Source organism: Thermoactinomyces sp. CICC 23799 (genome assembly GCF_016055145.1).
Classification (GTDB): domain Bacteria; phylum Bacillota; class Bacilli; order Thermoactinomycetales; family Thermoactinomycetaceae; genus Thermoactinomyces; species Thermoactinomyces intermedius.
In genome coordinates this window covers 104,907-120,290 of record NZ_JAECVV010000004.1, presented here as the reverse complement: position 1 = coordinate 120,290, position 15,384 = coordinate 104,907, and the positions used below count along the sequence as shown (strand labels likewise).

Annotated in this window: 17 protein-coding genes and 1 other annotated feature (1 of these 18 cut by a window edge); all 17 genes read right to left on the bottom strand. The window is 48.1% G+C overall.

What is annotated here, in order from left to right; all coding sequences use genetic code 11:
* Positions 1-101: a binding site (T-box leader), on the bottom strand; it reaches 129 nt to the left of the window's first position.
* Between the two features lie 45 nt (positions 102-146).
* The 17 genes from I8U21_RS06740 to spoVE all read right to left on the bottom strand — a co-directional run bounded on the left by I8U21_RS06740 (position 147) and on the right by spoVE (position 15,367).
* Positions 147-1,034 carry a DivIVA domain-containing protein gene (locus I8U21_RS06740; RefSeq protein WP_181730814.1) on the bottom strand — a complete coding sequence of 296 codons (888 nt, stop codon included), beginning with the start codon at positions 1,032-1,034 and terminating at the stop codon, positions 147-149.
* A 93-nt stretch (positions 1,035-1,127) separates the two neighbouring features.
* On the bottom strand, positions 1,128-1,907 hold the full coding sequence (locus tag I8U21_RS06735; protein ID WP_181730815.1) for a YlmH family RNA-binding protein: 780 nt from the start codon (positions 1,905-1,907) through the stop codon (positions 1,128-1,130).
* Between the two features lie 7 nt (positions 1,908-1,914).
* Positions 1,915-2,175 carry a YggT family protein gene (locus tag I8U21_RS06730; RefSeq protein ID WP_181730816.1) on the bottom strand — a complete coding sequence of 87 codons (261 nt, stop codon included), beginning with the start codon at positions 2,173-2,175 and terminating at the stop codon, positions 1,915-1,917.
* A 10-nt stretch (positions 2,176-2,185) separates the two neighbouring features.
* Positions 2,186-2,596 (bottom strand): cell division protein SepF, encoded by a 411-nt coding sequence (locus I8U21_RS06725; RefSeq protein WP_181730817.1) that lies wholly within the window; start codon positions 2,594-2,596, stop codon positions 2,186-2,188.
* A 26-nt stretch (positions 2,597-2,622) separates the two neighbouring features.
* The gene (locus I8U21_RS06720; protein WP_181730818.1) at positions 2,623-3,324 is read right to left on the bottom strand and encodes a YggS family pyridoxal phosphate-dependent enzyme; all 702 of its coding nucleotides are present in this window, start codon (positions 3,322-3,324) and stop codon (positions 2,623-2,625) included.
* Entirely contained in the window at positions 3,321-4,154 is an 834-nt protein-coding gene (gene pgeF / locus I8U21_RS06715; protein WP_181730819.1) for a peptidoglycan editing factor PgeF, read from the bottom strand. Before pgeF ends, I8U21_RS06720 begins: the two co-directional genes overlap by 4 nt.
* Before the next feature lie 53 nt (positions 4,155-4,207).
* Positions 4,208-4,504: a YlmC/YmxH family sporulation protein gene (locus tag I8U21_RS06710; protein ID WP_181730820.1), complete on the bottom strand. Its 297-nt coding sequence runs from the start codon at positions 4,502-4,504 to the stop codon at positions 4,208-4,210.
* A gap of 150 nt (positions 4,505-4,654) precedes the next feature.
* A complete protein-coding gene (gene sigG, locus I8U21_RS06705; protein ID WP_181730821.1) occupies positions 4,655-5,431 on the bottom strand; it encodes an RNA polymerase sporulation sigma factor SigG in 777 nt (258 codons plus the stop codon).
* Positions 5,432-5,505: 74 nt separating this feature from the next.
* Positions 5,506-6,228 carry an RNA polymerase sporulation sigma factor SigE gene (gene sigE, locus I8U21_RS06700; protein ID WP_037994951.1) on the bottom strand — a complete coding sequence of 241 codons (723 nt, stop codon included), beginning with the start codon at positions 6,226-6,228 and terminating at the stop codon, positions 5,506-5,508.
* Between the two features lie 17 nt (positions 6,229-6,245).
* Complete coding sequence (spoIIGA, locus tag I8U21_RS06695; protein WP_181730822.1) at positions 6,246-7,154, bottom strand: sigma-E processing peptidase SpoIIGA; 909 nt, start codon at positions 7,152-7,154, stop codon at positions 6,246-6,248.
* A 186-nt stretch (positions 7,155-7,340) separates the two neighbouring features.
* Positions 7,341-8,489, bottom strand: coding sequence for a cell division protein FtsZ (gene ftsZ / locus I8U21_RS06690; protein WP_181730823.1), 1,149 nt, complete (start codon positions 8,487-8,489; stop codon positions 7,341-7,343).
* 39 nt (positions 8,490-8,528) lie between these two features.
* A complete protein-coding gene (gene ftsA / locus I8U21_RS06685) occupies positions 8,529-9,770 on the bottom strand; it encodes a cell division protein FtsA (RefSeq protein WP_181730824.1) in 1,242 nt (413 codons plus the stop codon).
* Between the two features lie 193 nt (positions 9,771-9,963).
* Positions 9,964-10,695 (bottom strand): cell division protein FtsQ/DivIB, encoded by a 732-nt coding sequence (locus I8U21_RS06680; RefSeq protein WP_198053556.1) that lies wholly within the window; start codon positions 10,693-10,695, stop codon positions 9,964-9,966.
* A 129-nt stretch (positions 10,696-10,824) separates the two neighbouring features.
* Complete coding sequence (murA, locus tag I8U21_RS06675; protein ID WP_181730826.1) at positions 10,825-12,093, bottom strand: UDP-N-acetylglucosamine 1-carboxyvinyltransferase; 1,269 nt, start codon at positions 12,091-12,093, stop codon at positions 10,825-10,827.
* A 14-nt stretch (positions 12,094-12,107) separates the two neighbouring features.
* Entirely contained in the window at positions 12,108-13,016 is a 909-nt protein-coding gene (gene murB, locus I8U21_RS06670; RefSeq protein ID WP_181730827.1) for a UDP-N-acetylmuramate dehydrogenase, read from the bottom strand.
* A 115-nt stretch (positions 13,017-13,131) separates the two neighbouring features.
* A complete protein-coding gene (gene murG / locus I8U21_RS06665) occupies positions 13,132-14,244 on the bottom strand; it encodes an undecaprenyldiphospho-muramoylpentapeptide beta-N-acetylglucosaminyltransferase (RefSeq protein ID WP_181730828.1) in 1,113 nt (370 codons plus the stop codon).
* Between the two features lie 16 nt (positions 14,245-14,260).
* Positions 14,261-15,367 carry a stage V sporulation protein E gene (gene spoVE, locus I8U21_RS06660; RefSeq protein WP_181730829.1) on the bottom strand — a complete coding sequence of 369 codons (1,107 nt, stop codon included), beginning with the start codon at positions 15,365-15,367 and terminating at the stop codon, positions 14,261-14,263.
* Positions 15,368-15,384 lie beyond the last annotated feature (17 nt).

Below are 15,384 nucleotides of genomic sequence, written 5' to 3'. Positions count from 1 at the left end.
CCAGGGTGATTTTCGATAGAAACTCGGATTAGGCTTACACCATCCCTAATTCGCTGCAAACACGAGTTTACCTATCTACTCTTCCCTTTCTTTACCATTAGCCCTGATTCTCTTTTTACTGATCTCCCAGAACATCGGCATGTCCATTAAAACATTGCTTTTTTCTTCAGTTTTCTGGATGTTCTGCGCAACTCGCGGCGTGGTTCTTCTTCTTCATAATAGGAAGAAGCGGCGACTTCGTCCATGACGGAATTATCTTCCACATTGTTCATGCCATTGAAATCTTGGAATTCCTGCGTGTTGAAATCCTGAAACTCCTGGGTGTTGAAGTCTTTATACTCTTGGGTGTTTTGATCCATCAACATCTCCCGGGATTGATCCTGTTCGGCATATTGTTCAAGTTTCTTTCCTTGTTCTTCCAATCCGGACTCCAACTCTTCCAGGGATTCCCAATCGGAGTTTTCCAGAATGTCCAGATGCGATTGCACCAGCGTGCGGAAACGTGCACGGTAGACGGTTGCTTTTTGTTTCAGATCAAGCAGCTCGCTGTGGATGGCACGTGCCTTTTGCAATGCTTCGTTGATGATCCGGTCGGCATTTTTCTCTGCTTCCTGAACAATCAATTCGGCTTCTTTCTTGGCGTTTAAGCGGACTTCCTCGGCCACTTCCTGAGCCACACGGATCGATTTGTGAATGCTTTGTTCCATCGAGCTCAATGCTTGAGGCGACGGATGCTGAACAGGTTCCGGATAACGTTGCATCGGTTGCGGCGCGGGTGCCGGCGGTTGTACGGTTTGTTGTTGCTGCTGTTGCATTTGCTGCGGTCCGGTTTGGAACATGGATTCGTCTTCCATCAAACGTTCAATCTCTGCCTGCAACTCTTCCACTTGTTGTTCCAGTTCCAGTTTTTCCCGTGTGAGCAGTTCAAAATCTTTAATAATCTGGTCAAGAAAATCGTTCACTTCATCAACATCATATCCACGGAAAGATCTTTTAAACTCTTTATTGTGTATATCTAAAGGTGTTAATGGCATCTTTCGCACCTCCTGAAAAAATTGCACTCATTCTTATTCTGCAAAATGAAAAAACGTCCTTCCGGAAGCCTGCAAAAATCATCCGGGCTCCCATCAATGATAAGTACTCAGTTTTATCCATATTCTTCCTTTTTTGCTATGTCCCTCAATACTTTCTACAGCCAAACGTCCAAATCCTCTTAGTGAAATCAAGTCGCCCGGTGCCACCGGATAATCCGGTTGATCCACTAATTTCCAATTCACTTTGCACTTACCGCTTTTCACCATGGACGCAGCCTTTGTTCTAGAGACCCGATAACCTTCTGATATTACTGCATCGACACGCATCGAGGCCACAGAAGCCGTCCGGATCTTTCCGTTTCTTTCGGGAAGAGTCAGTTCCGCGCGATTAATCTTCCTTATACTAACACGATGGCGTCCGACTTGTCCAATACCCAGAAAAATATATTCCGCCATCTCGCCGGCAACGATAATATCGCATCCTTTCCCGTGTGGCAGGATGTCCCCCAGCATGTTCCGTTTGATTCCCAAACCCGTCAAAGCTCCCAAAACATCACGGTGTTTCAGTTCTTTTGAATCTTTTGTTTCAAGTCTGTAAAAAACCAAATCCGTCCATTCCGGATTTTCCCCGTAATAATCGGGAACAATCAAAGCGCGCTTTCGCTCTGCTTCCGGATACCCGCCATCCAGACAGAAAAGAAGATCCGGCTCCCTTTTGACAACCGACGTCAGAATAAACTGCTCCCTCGGATCCAAAAAAGGAGTGACAACCAATTGATTTCTGTCGGATGCGCGATGCACATAGTCCAAAGAACGTTCCACAAACGGGCGTTCTTCCGGACGAAAATGCATAAAAATATTTTCTTTTGACATCACAGAATTATAGCACCCAATCGATAATTGTATATACGCCTAATTCAACGAAATGCAAAACAAAAAGCGCTACGATGGGGGAGATGTCAATCATCCCGCCGATCGGTGGAATGAAGCGGCGAAACACGCTCAAATAAGGTTCGGAAACTTTCGCGAGAAAAATGCCCACCGGGGTGTCCCTGAAATTGGGAAACCACGAAGACAGGACATAAATGATGAGCACAATCGAATAGATATTGAAAAACTGGCTCACGATGGAGTAAATCATTTTTTCCACTTCACCTCAAATTTTTTGCCTCTTCCTCTTTGAAGATATCTGTGATCGATCCTTGGATATCCACATTCGCCGGTGTGCAAATAAAGATATTTTCACCCAGTTTTTGAATGTTTCCCCCCAAAGCATAGACGGTACCGCTTAAAAAGTCGATGATCCGCACCCCTTGCTCGCGGCGGACCATTTGCAGGTTGACCACCACAGGGCGGTGGCTTTTCAAGTGATCCGCAATTTCCGGCGACTCTTCATATGCGCGCGGTTCAAATAATACCATACGAATGTTTTTTTGTGTATGCAGCGAAACCACATTGCTTCGCCCCTTCGGGCTGGAAGTTCCTTGCTCTTCTTCCGTTTCTTGGTATAAATCCTCATCGGTCACGCCGAAAAAGCCCATAATCCGGTCCATGAATGTCATTGGGAAATCGCCTCCTGACACAAAGGCTAGCCACCCCGTTTTTCACCCCCAATCAAAACAGAGCCCAACCGCACCCAAGTCGCTCCTTCTTCAATGGCAATTTCAAAATCTTGGGACATGCCCATGGATAAATGAGGTACTTGCAAACGGGGATGGTTTAACCGTTGTAATTTTCCTTGCAATCGTTTTAATTCACGAAAGACAGGCCTCACTTCTTCGGGGTTGTCCGCTATGGGTGCCATGGTCATCAGGCCGGTGATGTCAATGGTTTTTAAATTCGCCACTTCAAGGGCAAATTCTTCTAATTCTTGCGGAGAAATTCCATATTTTGATTCTTCTCCCGAGACATTGACTTGCAAAAAACAACGCTGCGGCGGATATCCGCTTTGCAATACCCGTTTGTTGATTTCTTCCGCGAGGGAAAACCGGTCCAGTGAGTGGATATAGGAAAATCTGCCAACCACGTCTTTGGCTTTCCGCCGTTGCAAATGGCCGATAAAATGCCATGTTCCCCGGTCTTTTAACTTCTCCCATTTGGGAAGGGCGTTTTGCACCCGGTTTTCGCCGACATGCTCCAACCCCAGGTCCAAAATGCTTTTGGTCGCTTCCGTATCTAAATATTTAGTGACCGCAAGCACATGAACCTCCTTCGGATCCCGGCCGGAACGCTGACACGCCTGCCCGATTCGTTGTTTCACTTTTTCCCACCGGTTAGCAAATTCGTTCATTCCGATCCCCTTTCCTTCTTTCCGATGTATGCAACCATTCGTCCGGTTTCTCCCTGATCGCGACGATGGGAATAAAAATAATCTTGGTCACAGCTTGTACAAAACCGTGACAAAAGAATATGTCGCGGATGGACGCCGGCTTTTTCCAAAATTTTGGCATTGGCTTTTTTCAAATCCAGCTGCCAGCGACCCGGTTCCCGGCTTACGGCGACTTCATTTAGAGCTTTTTCATCCGATAATATGTTTTCCAGCGGCCGGTACACCCGTTCATCCACTTCATAACAACAGGAGCCGATCGACGGGCCAATCACGACACGGATTTTTCCGGGATCTGCTCCAAGCGATGTGAAACGTCCGACCATTTTTGAACCGATTCCCCCGACCGTTCCTTTCCAACCGGCATGCGCAATCCCGATCCAGTCGACATCGGGGGCATAAAAATAAAGCGGAACACAATCGGCAAAGTAGGCCGCCAATAAGATTCCGGTTTCGTTTGTCACCATCCCGTCGGTGTCTTGGAAGGCGGTTTTCCGCGAATCTTTTCCATATCCCCGGTGTTTCTCCCCCACCGTTTCGATATGGACACCATGAACCTGTTCCCCGCAAGTCCAAGCGGAAAAAGGCATCTGAAGCGCATCAGACAGTTCTTTCCGGTTGGATAGGACTTGTTCCGGTTGATCCCCGACATGTAGTGCGTAATTTCGACAGAATTTATCTTCTTTGTGATCTTTGGCGCTAAAACCCACGGTCAGATGAGGGAACATGCGCTCCCATTCCTCCACCGTAAAATAAGGCACACCATTTTTCTGTTGATAACGAAATGGCTCCATATACACCCTCCCTTTCAATCATATTACCATATCTTCACAACGGAACAAACTGATTAACGGTACTCGTCACCGTCCGGTAACATGGCGTGGGAAGGGGGTGCCATCGGGGAGGACCGGCCGTTGTCCAACCGGACCAAAATCACATCCGAGCCGATTTTTACAATGTGACGCCATGGAATCACCCACTCATGCCCCCCGGAAACCAACCCGAACCATCTCGTTTCCCCGGGAACCACAATGGCCTGGATCACGCCTTTTTGCATATCCAGCTCCAAATCATAAATTTGTCCCAACTTGCGCCCGTCAGCAATATTCACAACATCTTTTTCCTGCAACTCGGATATTTTCATGGGAAAGATGCCCTCCGTTTGCCATGATTTTTTATTATATATATGTAAACAGGCCGGAAAATGTAATGAGGACATCCCTTTTTTAAGCAGAACTTTTCCCGTTAAAAAAAGCTTGCCATTTCCACCCGTTGGCAAGCTCCGGTTTATATTTTAATTAATAAATTTATTCATTTGTTGTATTGCTGCTTTCTCCAAGCGAGAAACCTGGGCTTGGGAAATGCCGATTTCATCCGCCACTTCCATTTGTGTTTTTCCTTCGAAAAAGCGCATGGACAAAATCATTTTTTCTCTTCCGTTTAACCGGTTCAGTGCCTCTTTCAGTGCAATCTCTTCAATCCACTGCACATCTTTGGATTTGTCATCACTTAATTGATCCATGACAAAAATCGGATCACCGCCATCCTGATAAACCGGTTCAAACAACGAAACCGGGTCTTGAATCGCATCAAGTGCAAACACAACATCTTCTTTCGGGACATTTAATGCTTCCGATATTTCGTAGATCGTCGGTTCCCTGGAATGCCGGTTGGTCAATTGATCGCGAACCTGCAGTGCTTTGTATGCAATATCCCGCAACGACCGGGATACACGAATCGGATTGTTATCCCGCAAATACCGCCGGATTTCTCCGATGATCATCGGCACGGCATAGGTTGAGAATTTGACATTTTGGCTGAGATCAAAATTATCAATGGCTTTCATTAATCCGATACATCCCACTTGGAATAAATCATCCACGCATTCTCCACGGTTATTGAAACGTTGAATCACACTCAGCACCAAGCGTAAGTTCCCATTGACCAATTTTTCCCTCGCTTTGAGATCTCCGGCTTGATATTTCTGGAACAATACACGCATCTCTTGGTTTTTCAGGACCGGGAGTTTTGATGTATCCACACCGCAGATTTCCACTTTGTTTCGTGCCATGAAAAATTCTCCTCCTCAGGATGGAACTAAATTACAGTATGTCCTGCGAAGGAGAATTTATAATGAAAATGAAATTAAACCATTTTATTGAATTCTTTACGCAATCTCTTAATAATCCTTTTTTCGAGACGGGAAATATAGGACTGCGAAATTCCCAACAGATCTGCGACATCCTTCTGTGTTTTCTCTTCACCGCCATCCAGACCAAAACGCAAAATCATAATTTTCCGTTCCCGGTCCGAAAGATGCGACAAAGCCGTCCGCAATATTTTTTTATCCACTTCTTCTTCAATGTCGCGGCAAATGATGTCATTATCCGTCCCCAACACATCAGACAGCAGCAACTCATTTCCATCCCAATCCGTGTTTAAGGGCTCGTCGAACGAAACTTCCGACCGGACTTTGTTGTTGCGGCGCAAAAACATCAAAATTTCATTTTCAATACAACGGGAAGCATAGGTGGCCAATTTGATTTTTTTCTCCGGATCAAAGGTGTTTACCGCTTTAATCAAACCGATGGTTCCGATTGAAACCAGATCCTCGATATGGATCCCGGTATTTTCAAACTTCCTTGCGATGTACACAACCAAGCGCAGGTTTCTTTCGATCAGGATGGCCCGGACAGCCGAATCCCCGCTTGGAAGCCGTTCCAACAAATGGGCTTCTTCTTCTTTGCTCAGCGGCGGCGGAAGGGCTTCACTGCCTCCGATATAGTAGATTTCTTCTCCTTTCAGCCCGAAATGAATTAAAATACGATACCAGAATAATTGAAACGCCATTTTCCATCTGGCAAACATCCCTTTTACCTCCTCTTTTAAACGGCTGATACACAGGATGGATGAATAATCGCCTGGTAAGTTCCGTCGGATGAAAGACTTCCGACATCTATACCTATGAGAATTTTCTTGATTTTATTCTCATTTTCTCCTTGCGAAATGATGACATAATCGGGTTTGACGGCCAGCAGGAGGTTATTCTTTTTTCCGGCCGCCCGGTAAGGAATCAGGCGGATGCGATTCATCCAATCCGCCGGCAGCTCTTCCCAGTCTTTTTCAAACCCCGGCTCTTTGGCCATTTTCCATAAGGGTTCCGGAAGCAGCGTTTTTAACTGCTCCAATTCCACCATGATCACCGGCGCGCGGGTGATCGGATCCCGCAATTGATTTCCGGTGTCCACCAGTCCCACGCAACGCAATTCCTGATCCTTCAAGCGGATTTTCACATCGGCTGTGAATTGGTGAAACATTTGCCGCTCATCCAGCGAACGCAATGACAAGCGGGTGTACAACCACACAACCGGAAATCCGAAAATGATCAGCCCCCATGAGACCGGGGATCCCCATCCATGTTGGGATTCCGTGTAAAAAATGCCTCCGGCCACCTGGCTGTCACCGGTCATGACATAGTGAAAAGCAATCATTGCTCCGCCCGTAATAAAGCAAATGAGATAAAACATTCCCAAATTCCTGAAAAAAGCGAGCGGATCCTTCCAACCGAAAGCAATCCAAACCATAAAAAAGGAGACAATGATTTTCACCGGCAAAAAGTAGGCGATGGAAAATTGCGGCCACAGATGCAACATTGAGTAAAATCCGCCCAGCAGGGCCGAAAGCAATAACCGCCACCAGACGGCCTTTTGCTTCCGGATCCCGGAAGTGAGCCAGAGGAGCAAAAAATCAATTGCGCTGTTGAGAAAGAAAACCACGTCCGCATACACTGTCATAAGCTCTCTCTCCAAATTGAGGTGAGAATAGTATATCTTAATCTATATTTCAAAGTCTGTCTAAACTTGCCAACCCCGTTTGACTTTTTTCGTCGAACCGGAAAACAACCTGCAGGCTCCAACCGCACGGCGTGCAAAAAAAAGCAACCGGACCCCCGAAGGAGTCCGGTTGCAGCAAACAGCCGGTCATTTGTTTTTGCGGTTGCGCAGGAAAGTGGGCACTTCCAAGTTGCCGTAAGGATCCATGATGCTTTCTTCATCCGGTTTTTTGGGAGCAGGGTCTTTTTGCAAGCGTTGGAACGGGTTCAAATTGTTGTCTTCCCTTCCGCCAAAAGAAGGTTTTCCCTGTGATTGCGGTTTGACGCTCTTTTTCTCTTGCTCTTCGTGATCGAAGCCGGTGGCAATCACCGTGACCAAAATTTCATCTTTGAGATCTTCATTAATAACCGCCCCGAAAATCATGTTCACTTCCGAGTGGGAAGCCTGGGTCACTATATCCGCCGCTTCATATACTTCGTATAAACTCAAATTGGTGCCGCCGGTGATATTCATCAGCACACCGCGGGCTCCTTCGATCGAGGTTTCGAGCAAAGGACTGCAAATCGCTTTTTTGGCCGCATCGGCAGCGCGGTTTTCCCCGTTGGCTGAACCGATTCCCATCAAGGCGGAACCCCGTTCCGTCATAATGGTGCGGACATCCGCAAAGTCAAGGTTGATGAGTCCCGGGACGGCAATCAAATCGGAAATCCCCTGAACCCCTTGTCTCAGCACGTTATCCGCTTCCCTGAACGCTTCCAACATCGGGGTGTTTTTATCCACGATTTCCAACAGGCGGTCGTTGGGAATCACGATCAACGTGTCCACATTTTCCTTTAATGCCGCAACCCCTTGTTCCGCCTGATTTGCTCTTCTCCGTCCTTCAAACGTAAACGGTTTGGTGACCACGCCGACGGTCAGCGCCCCCAATTCACGGGCCACCGCGGCAATCTCCGGCGCCGCTCCGGTTCCGGTGCCTCCACCCATTCCGGCGGTGACAAACACCATGTCGGCTCCCTTTAAGACGCTTTCGATTTGTTCCCGGCTTTCTTCAGCTGCTTTTTTCCCGATTTCCGGTTTGGCACCGGCTCCGAGCCCCCTGGTCAATTTTTCCCCGATTTGCAGGCGGACAGGCGCCTTGGAGCGGTTTAAAGCTTGGGCATCCGTGTTGACGGCAATAAACTCGACCCCTTGTACGCCCGCCTCAATCATCCGGTTGACTGCATTGCTTCCGCCACCACCGACACCAATGACTTTTATCTGGGCAATTTGTTCCATTTCAAGATCAAAATCCAACATATTCTTGTCCCTCCAATACAAATGCTTACCAAAATCTTTTTAAATGAATTCATTTAACCAGTTTTTCATTTTTTCAAAAGCCGACGGTCCACGCTGCTTTTTCTGGCGAGGAGGGTGATGGGAGGCACGATGCGACTCGGTTTGAAAAGCCCCGCGTTTATGCAAGTAGTGAATCATGCCGACTCCGCCGGTGTATGAGGGCTCCTTGACGCCGATATTTTGGGGAGTGGCGATCCGTACGGCTCCGCCCAATTGGCTTTGCGCCACATGCAGGATATGCTGTGTTGCCATGACTCCTCCCGTCAACACATAACCACCGGCAGGTTCTTCCGAAAATCCCATGGCTTTGACCTGTTGGCGGATCAACTGAAACATTTCTTCCAGCCGGGGTTCAATAATTTGCGCCAATTCCAGTTGAGTCACAATCCGGTCTCTGCTCGTTCCAATCGTCTGCACATTAAACATCTTGTCTGTCAGCGCAAATTCTTTACAGGCAACCCCGTATTTGCATTTCACTTCCTCGGCTGAGCTGGTCTGTGTCCTGAGTCCTATCGCAATGTCATTGGTTATGTATTCCCCGCCGATCGGAATGACGGAAGTTCCTGCTAGGTGACCGTGCTGATAAACCGTCAGGGTCGTGGTTCCGCCACCCATATCCACCATGACGACACCCAGATTTTTCTCATCATCGGACAGGCAAAGTTCACTGACAGCCAGCGGCAAAAACACCATTCCGGCGATATTTAAGTCCGCCCGCTCCACACAGCGGAGCAGATTGGTCAAAATCGTCTTGGTCCCGGTGACAATGATCGCATCCACTTCCAACCGGACACCGACCATTCCGTTCGGATCTTTGATATCATCGAGGCCGTCAACAATAAATTGCTTTGGAACGACTTCAATCACTGCCCGTTCCGGCGGCAAGGCAATCACCCGCGCCGCTTGCAACACACGGTCAATGTCATGAAGGCTGATCTCCCTGTCTTCACTGGAAACAGCAACAACACCATGGCTCGGCTGCAAAGAGACATGGTGTCCAGACACTCCGACAAACACCTCGGAAATCTCTATGCCAACCATGCGTTCAGCATGATCCACCGCTTCGCGAATTGATTGTACGGCTTGATCAATATTAATGATGGCTCCCTTTTTCATCCCTTGTGACTCTGCCGTCCCCACTCCCACAATGTGTGGTGTTCCGTCTGCATTGATTTCGGCTACGATGACACGAACTTGTGAAGATCCAATATCCAAAGTGATAACGAAATCCTCATTGCTCAATTCTGGGCACCTCCTTGCCCGGGAGTCAGTCTTAAAGTATGGGTATCCATTTTAGAATGAAATTATATTAAGGAAAAGGGAGGAAACTCTTACAAACCATATTCAACAATCAAAGAGTGATCCCCTCTAAAGCAAAACATTTTTATTGATATTCCTTTTTCCATGTTTTTCTTTTTAAACAGACTTTCTCATGTCAGGTTGCCGGCTCCGTTCCGTCATCCGGAATAAACCAGATGCTTTCCAACAAATACAGTGTACCTTGCGGATGTTTAGAAAACGAGGGATAATAATTCATTTTTTGTGCAAGGTCTTCCACTCTCACAAAAATGCGGTGTTGATAACCGGTTAAAATTTCCACTTGATCCTGGTGTTTGGGGACGGGTCGGACTTCTTTGATGGAACGTTGAATCATCGGAGGGATTTTTCCAATTTCTTGCACCGTTTGTTGCAGCATGGGATGGGCAAGATCCCACCCTTTAAATAAAATCCGGTCATATTTGAATGAAAGCTGCCGGTGAGGTAAAATAGTACCGTCCGATAAAATGGGGAGATGTTTCTGATCTTTGGTTTCAACCCAACCGACAACCGGTTTTTCCCGGACCAAAATGGTCACTTTATCCGGAAACGACTTTTTGACCTCTGCATGACGGACTTCGGGAATGGTCCGGATTTGATTTGCGATTTCGCCGGGTTGGACACCAAAAAAAGAAACCCCTTTCTGTAACCGCGCTTTCTTCAAAATCGTTTCGGTTGATACCAATTGGTTTCCGGATATTTCAATCTCTTTGATTTTACTCAGCGGCGATCGCAAGAAGATGGCAAACAACGCTCCCATAAAAAACAAAAAGATAAATGCCAAAATCCATGGTGACGGGGACCGTTTTTTGCCAATCCGGTTGCGAAAGGGAGGAATGCGTTCATCCACCAAATGATACTCCTTTCCTCTGCTTTCGCCTGACTGACCTGGATGCAAAAAATATAATCTTCCCTATATATTACCACAAATATGGGATGTTGAAAGGTTTTCGCACAAAAAAACAGCGGCACAATCGTGCTACTGTTCAGCATCCTTCTGGATTCGTTTGATATTTCCTCCCAATTGTCGGAATGTTTCTTCCATCGGCTCATAACCCCGGTCGATATGGTGAACGCCATGTACAACGGTCCGGCCGCAAGCCGCCAATCCGGCGATCACCAATGCCGCTCCGGAACGCAAATCCGATGCAAACACTTCGGCTCCTTTCAGTCTTTTTACCCCGCGGATCGTAACCGTACACCCGTCCAAATGCATATCCGCTCCCATTTTCTTCAATTCGTGCACATGTTTCAAGCGCCGTTCAAAAATGTTTTCGGTCACCCGGCTTTCGCCCTCCGCCAACGCCAGCAGGACCATGGTTTGCGGTTGCATATCGGTCGGAAATCCGGGAAACGGCTTTGTCACCAATTCAGAAGCCGGCCGGATGGATGAACCTGCCTTTACCCGGATACCCTCCGGATCCGGACGGAAATGAACCCCCAACGGCTCAAGATGTGCGGCGAGCCCTTCCATCTCGGCTTCCTTGATCCCTTTCATGACCAATTCTCCCCGGGTGATCACCGATGCAATGGCGAACGTGCCCGCGGCAATCCGGTCGGACATGACCTGATGGGAAGCAGCTGTCAATTGATCCACCCCGATAATCCGGATCTCGGGCGTGCCGGCTCCTTCGATCTGAGCCCCCATTTTGGCCAGGTATGTTGCCAAATCAACAATTTCCGGCTCACAAGCTGCATTTTCAATGACGGTTTCCCCTTCGGCACACACCGCCGCCATCATGATGTTTTCCGTGGCGCCGACACTCGGAAATGCCAACGGGATGTGTGTTCCGGTCAGTTTGGGTGCTGCACACTGAATGATCCCATCCGTCTCCACAATTTCCGTTCCCAACATGGCAAGCCCTTTGAGATGGAGATCAATCGGGCGTGCACCGATATTGCATCCCCCGGGTTTGGTCACATGAACCCGCTGAAGACGTGCAAGCAACGGCCCCATCAGAAAAACCGATGACCGGATTTGCCTCATCAGATGTTCCGGAATGCAATGTTTTTCTATGTTCCGGGTATCCACATACAACGTCGACCGTTCACGAACAATTTTCGCCCCCAGCGATTCCAAAATATGACACATCGCAAAAATGTCGGTCAATCCGGGAACGTTTTCGATTCGGTGAATTCCTTCGGCTAAAACCGTGGCAGCCAGGATGGGCAAGGTTGCATTTTTTGATCCTTGGACACGAACAGATCCGGACAGAGGTTTGCCACCTTCAATCACAAACCGTTCCAATGTGTCACCTCCGTTTACTCTTCACCCACCACCTGCACTTCCGGTTCGAGACGGATATTGTATTTTTCCTCAATGGTTTGAATGATGTGCTCGATCAATTGCAAAACATTTTTGGCCGTTGCATTACCCCGGTTGATAATAAAGTTCGCATGCGTGGTAGACACTTCGGCATCCCCGATCCGGAAGCCCTTTAAACCGGCTTCCTGGATCAGGCGTCCGGCGTAATCCCCCGGCGGATTTCTGAAAACACTACCAGCGCAAGGATATTGTAATGGCTGTGTCTTTCTCCGGCGGTCTTTATAAGAAGTCAGCCGCGACATGATCTCATCCCGTTCTCCGTACTCCAATGTGAAAGAAGCTTCGGTCACGATTCCTTTCAGTTTGGTTTGAAGCACGGAAGTACGATAGCGAAATTCCATCTCTTCATTCGACAATGTCACCCATTCACCGGTTTCCAAAAGTACAGTCGCGGAATGAAGAACTTTAGAAATCTCAGAACCGTGCGCACCCGCATTCATGTAGACGGCGCCCCCCACGTTGCCGGGGATTCCCGCCGCAAACTCCAATCCGGTCAGCCCTTGTCTGGAGGTCATGGTTGCCAGCAAGATGGTGGAATACCCGCCACCGGCGGTGACCCGGGTTCCATCCACTTTCAATTCGTTAAACCCTTCATCCAATTTGAACACCACACCCCGGATTCCGCCATCCCGCACCAACAGATTGGATCCTCTGCCAATCACTCTCCAAGGAATCTGATGCCGGTACACCACTTGCATCGCCTGTTCCAATTCTTCCTTGTTGCGCGGATAGATCAAAAGATCGGCAGGACCTCCCACTTTCCACGTCGTATGGCGGGACAAAGGTTCATTGACTCGCACATCCTGAATTCCGATGTTTTTCATCTCTTGTATGATTTGTTCCACTTGATCGTCCCTCCTCGCCTATCCCGAAAGAGTCCCTCCAACCACTGGCTTAACATAGTTTATGCCGGTCCGCACCGATTGTGACGAACGTCCAGTTGGAAAGGCCTTTCTTCACTCAGTCATGGGTAACTGCAATTTTTTCCAGTTCGCTGACCAATACTTCGGCCGCATGGGGACGCCCCAGACGGCTGGCCGCTTCACTCATCGCATGATGTTCTTCTTTATTTTCAATCAGCCGTTTCACTTCACGCCACAAGTTTTGGCCCGTGCACTCACTTTCCAGAAGCATTTTGGATGCCCCTTGTTCCTCCAGCCATCTTGCATTGGCTTCCTGGTGGTTGTTGGTGACATAAGGGGACGGAATCAGAATAGAGGGTAAACCCAATGCTGTCAACTCCGCCAGCGTCGAAGCCCCGGCTCGTCCAACCACCAGATACGTGGCTGCCAGCACATCCGGCATGTTATAGATAAACGGCTTGATGTCCAAGTTGGGGATGTCATCGGTTTGCACCATTTCACGAATTTTATCATAGTGCACTTCACCGGTCACATAGACAAAATGGACATCCGGCATTTCTTTCATGCGGGGAATCATTTCAAGAACCGCTTCGTTAATGGCTTTGGCTCCCCGGCTTCCTCCGAAGATCAGGATAATCGGTTTGTGTGCGTCCGTAATCCCCAAAGATTTTCTTCCGTTCGCGGCATTGGCTTGTACCACTTCGGTCGCCCGCGGGTTGCCGGTGAAGACAATGCGGTTGGCACGGCTCAAATATTTTTGCGATTCCTCCAGGCTGATGGCAACCACATCCACAAACCGCGATAAAAATTTGGTGGTCAAGCCCAACACGACATTTTGCTCATGAATCAGGGTCGGAATTCCCAACTGGTGGGCCGCATACACAGCCGGACCACTGACGTAACCGCCGGTTCCCACCACCACATCCGGCTCAAACTCGCGCATGTATTCTTTAGATTTGCGCACGGCTTTGATGAACTTGTGCAAGGTGTGGACGTTTTCCCAAGAAACGCTTCTCTTAAACCCTTGAATTTCCACAGTATAAAAATGAATGTTCCCTTCTTTGGGAACAATTCGCGATTCCAATCCTTCACTGGTACCGATATAAGCGATTTCCACATCCGGGAATTTTTTTCTGACAGCCCGGGCAATTGCCAAAGCCGGGTAAATATGCCCGCCGGTTCCGCCACCGGATAACAAGATTCGTTTCATTGATCCTTCCTCCTGATTATTTGGATTTACGTACAAACCGCGATAAATTCATCAATATTCCTACGGCTGCTAATGTCAATGTGAGGGAAGAACCTCCGTAACTCAAAAAAGGCAATGTGATTCCGGTCACCGGAAAAACCCCGGAGACAACGCCGATATTGATCACGGCCTGAATGATGATCATCGCCGTGATCCCTGTTGCCACCAAGCTGTAAAACATGTTGGGAACACCCATGGCCACCCGGATGCCGCGCCATACCAGGACGGCAAACAGCAGAATCACCGTGGCCGCTCCCAAAAAACCCAACTCTTCGGCTAAAATCGAAAAAATGAAATCCGTATGCGGTTCAGGAAGATACAGGTGTTTTTGTTTGCTCATGCCAAGCCCCAGCCCCATGAGTCCGCCAGGGCCGATGGCATATAATGACTGGATCAGATGATATCCCGCACCAAGCGGATCCTGCCACGGATTTAAAAAAGCGACAATCCGCTGAATACGGTAAGGTGCAGCCAGTATCAGCATGACAAAACCGACCACACCCAATAAGAAAAAGAAAGCCAAATGTTTTTTTCTGGCTCCGGCAGCAAAAATCAAAATAATTCCGGCTCCCATCAAGACCGTGCCCGTTCCCAGATCCGGTTGCATCATGATCAGCCCGAAAGCGAGCCCCAACAACAGGAGTGCAGGTAAAAAACCCCGGGTAAAATGTTTGATGTCATAATCGGGGTTGGAAAACATGCGGGACAAAAACATAATCATGGCCAGTTTCATAAACTCGGAAGGCTGAATGCTGAAAGCTCCGATTCCCAACCAACTTCTTGCACCGTTACGCAAAATTCCAACCCCGGGGATCAAAACGATCAACAACAGAATAAAACATATGACAATCCCTGGTTTCGCCCATTCACGAAACTTTTCCGGGTCCAGTTTTGCAATCCAAAACATCAGGAAAACACCCAAAGATGCAAACAAGAACTGCCGCTTGGCGAAATAAAACGCATCATCGTATTTATGATAAGCAAAAGCGGCACTTGCGCTGTACACCATCAATACACCGATGGTCAAAAGCAAAACAATCGCAACCACAATGATGATATCGGGTGTTTGGCTCTTTGGATTCATGGGCGTTTTCACCTCTT

Excerpts from the sequence above, each read along its gene's own strand:
- ftsZ (WP_181730823.1), bottom strand. The coding sequence starts at position 8,489 with ATGTTGGATTTTGATCTTGAAATGGAACAAATTGCCCAGATAAAAGTC.
- I8U21_RS06725 (WP_181730817.1), bottom strand. The coding sequence starts at position 2,596 with ATGACATTCATGGACCGGATTATGGGCTTTTTCGGCGTGACCGATGAG.
- spoIIGA (WP_181730822.1), bottom strand. The coding sequence starts at position 7,154 with ATGACAGTGTATGCGGACGTGGTTTTCTTTCTCAACAGCGCAATTGAT.
- murG (WP_181730828.1), bottom strand. The coding sequence starts at position 14,244 with ATGAAACGAATCTTGTTATCCGGTGGCGGAACCGGCGGGCATATTTAC.
- I8U21_RS06710 (WP_181730820.1), bottom strand. The coding sequence starts at position 4,504 with ATGAAAATATCCGAGTTGCAGGAAAAAGATGTTGTGAATATTGCTGAC.
- I8U21_RS06720 (WP_181730818.1), bottom strand. The coding sequence starts at position 3,324 with ATGAACGAATTTGCTAACCGGTGGGAAAAAGTGAAACAACGAATCGGG.
- pgeF (WP_181730819.1), bottom strand. The coding sequence starts at position 4,154 with ATGGAGCCATTTCGTTATCAACAGAAAAATGGTGTGCCTTATTTTACG.
- spoVE (WP_181730829.1), bottom strand. The coding sequence starts at position 15,367 with ATGAATCCAAAGAGCCAAACACCCGATATCATCATTGTGGTTGCGATT.
- sigE (WP_037994951.1), bottom strand. The coding sequence starts at position 6,228 with ATGTTTGCCAGATGGAAAATGGCGTTTCAATTATTCTGGTATCGTATT.
- I8U21_RS06740 (WP_181730814.1), bottom strand. The coding sequence starts at position 1,034 with ATGCCATTAACACCTTTAGATATACACAATAAAGAGTTTAAAAGATCT.
- I8U21_RS06735 (WP_181730815.1), bottom strand. The coding sequence starts at position 1,907 with ATGTCAAAAGAAAATATTTTTATGCATTTTCGTCCGGAAGAACGCCCG.
- sigG (WP_181730821.1), bottom strand. The coding sequence starts at position 5,431 with ATGGCACGAAACAAAGTGGAAATCTGCGGTGTGGATACATCAAAACTC.
- I8U21_RS06730 (WP_181730816.1), bottom strand. The coding sequence starts at position 2,175 with ATGATTTACTCCATCGTGAGCCAGTTTTTCAATATCTATTCGATTGTG.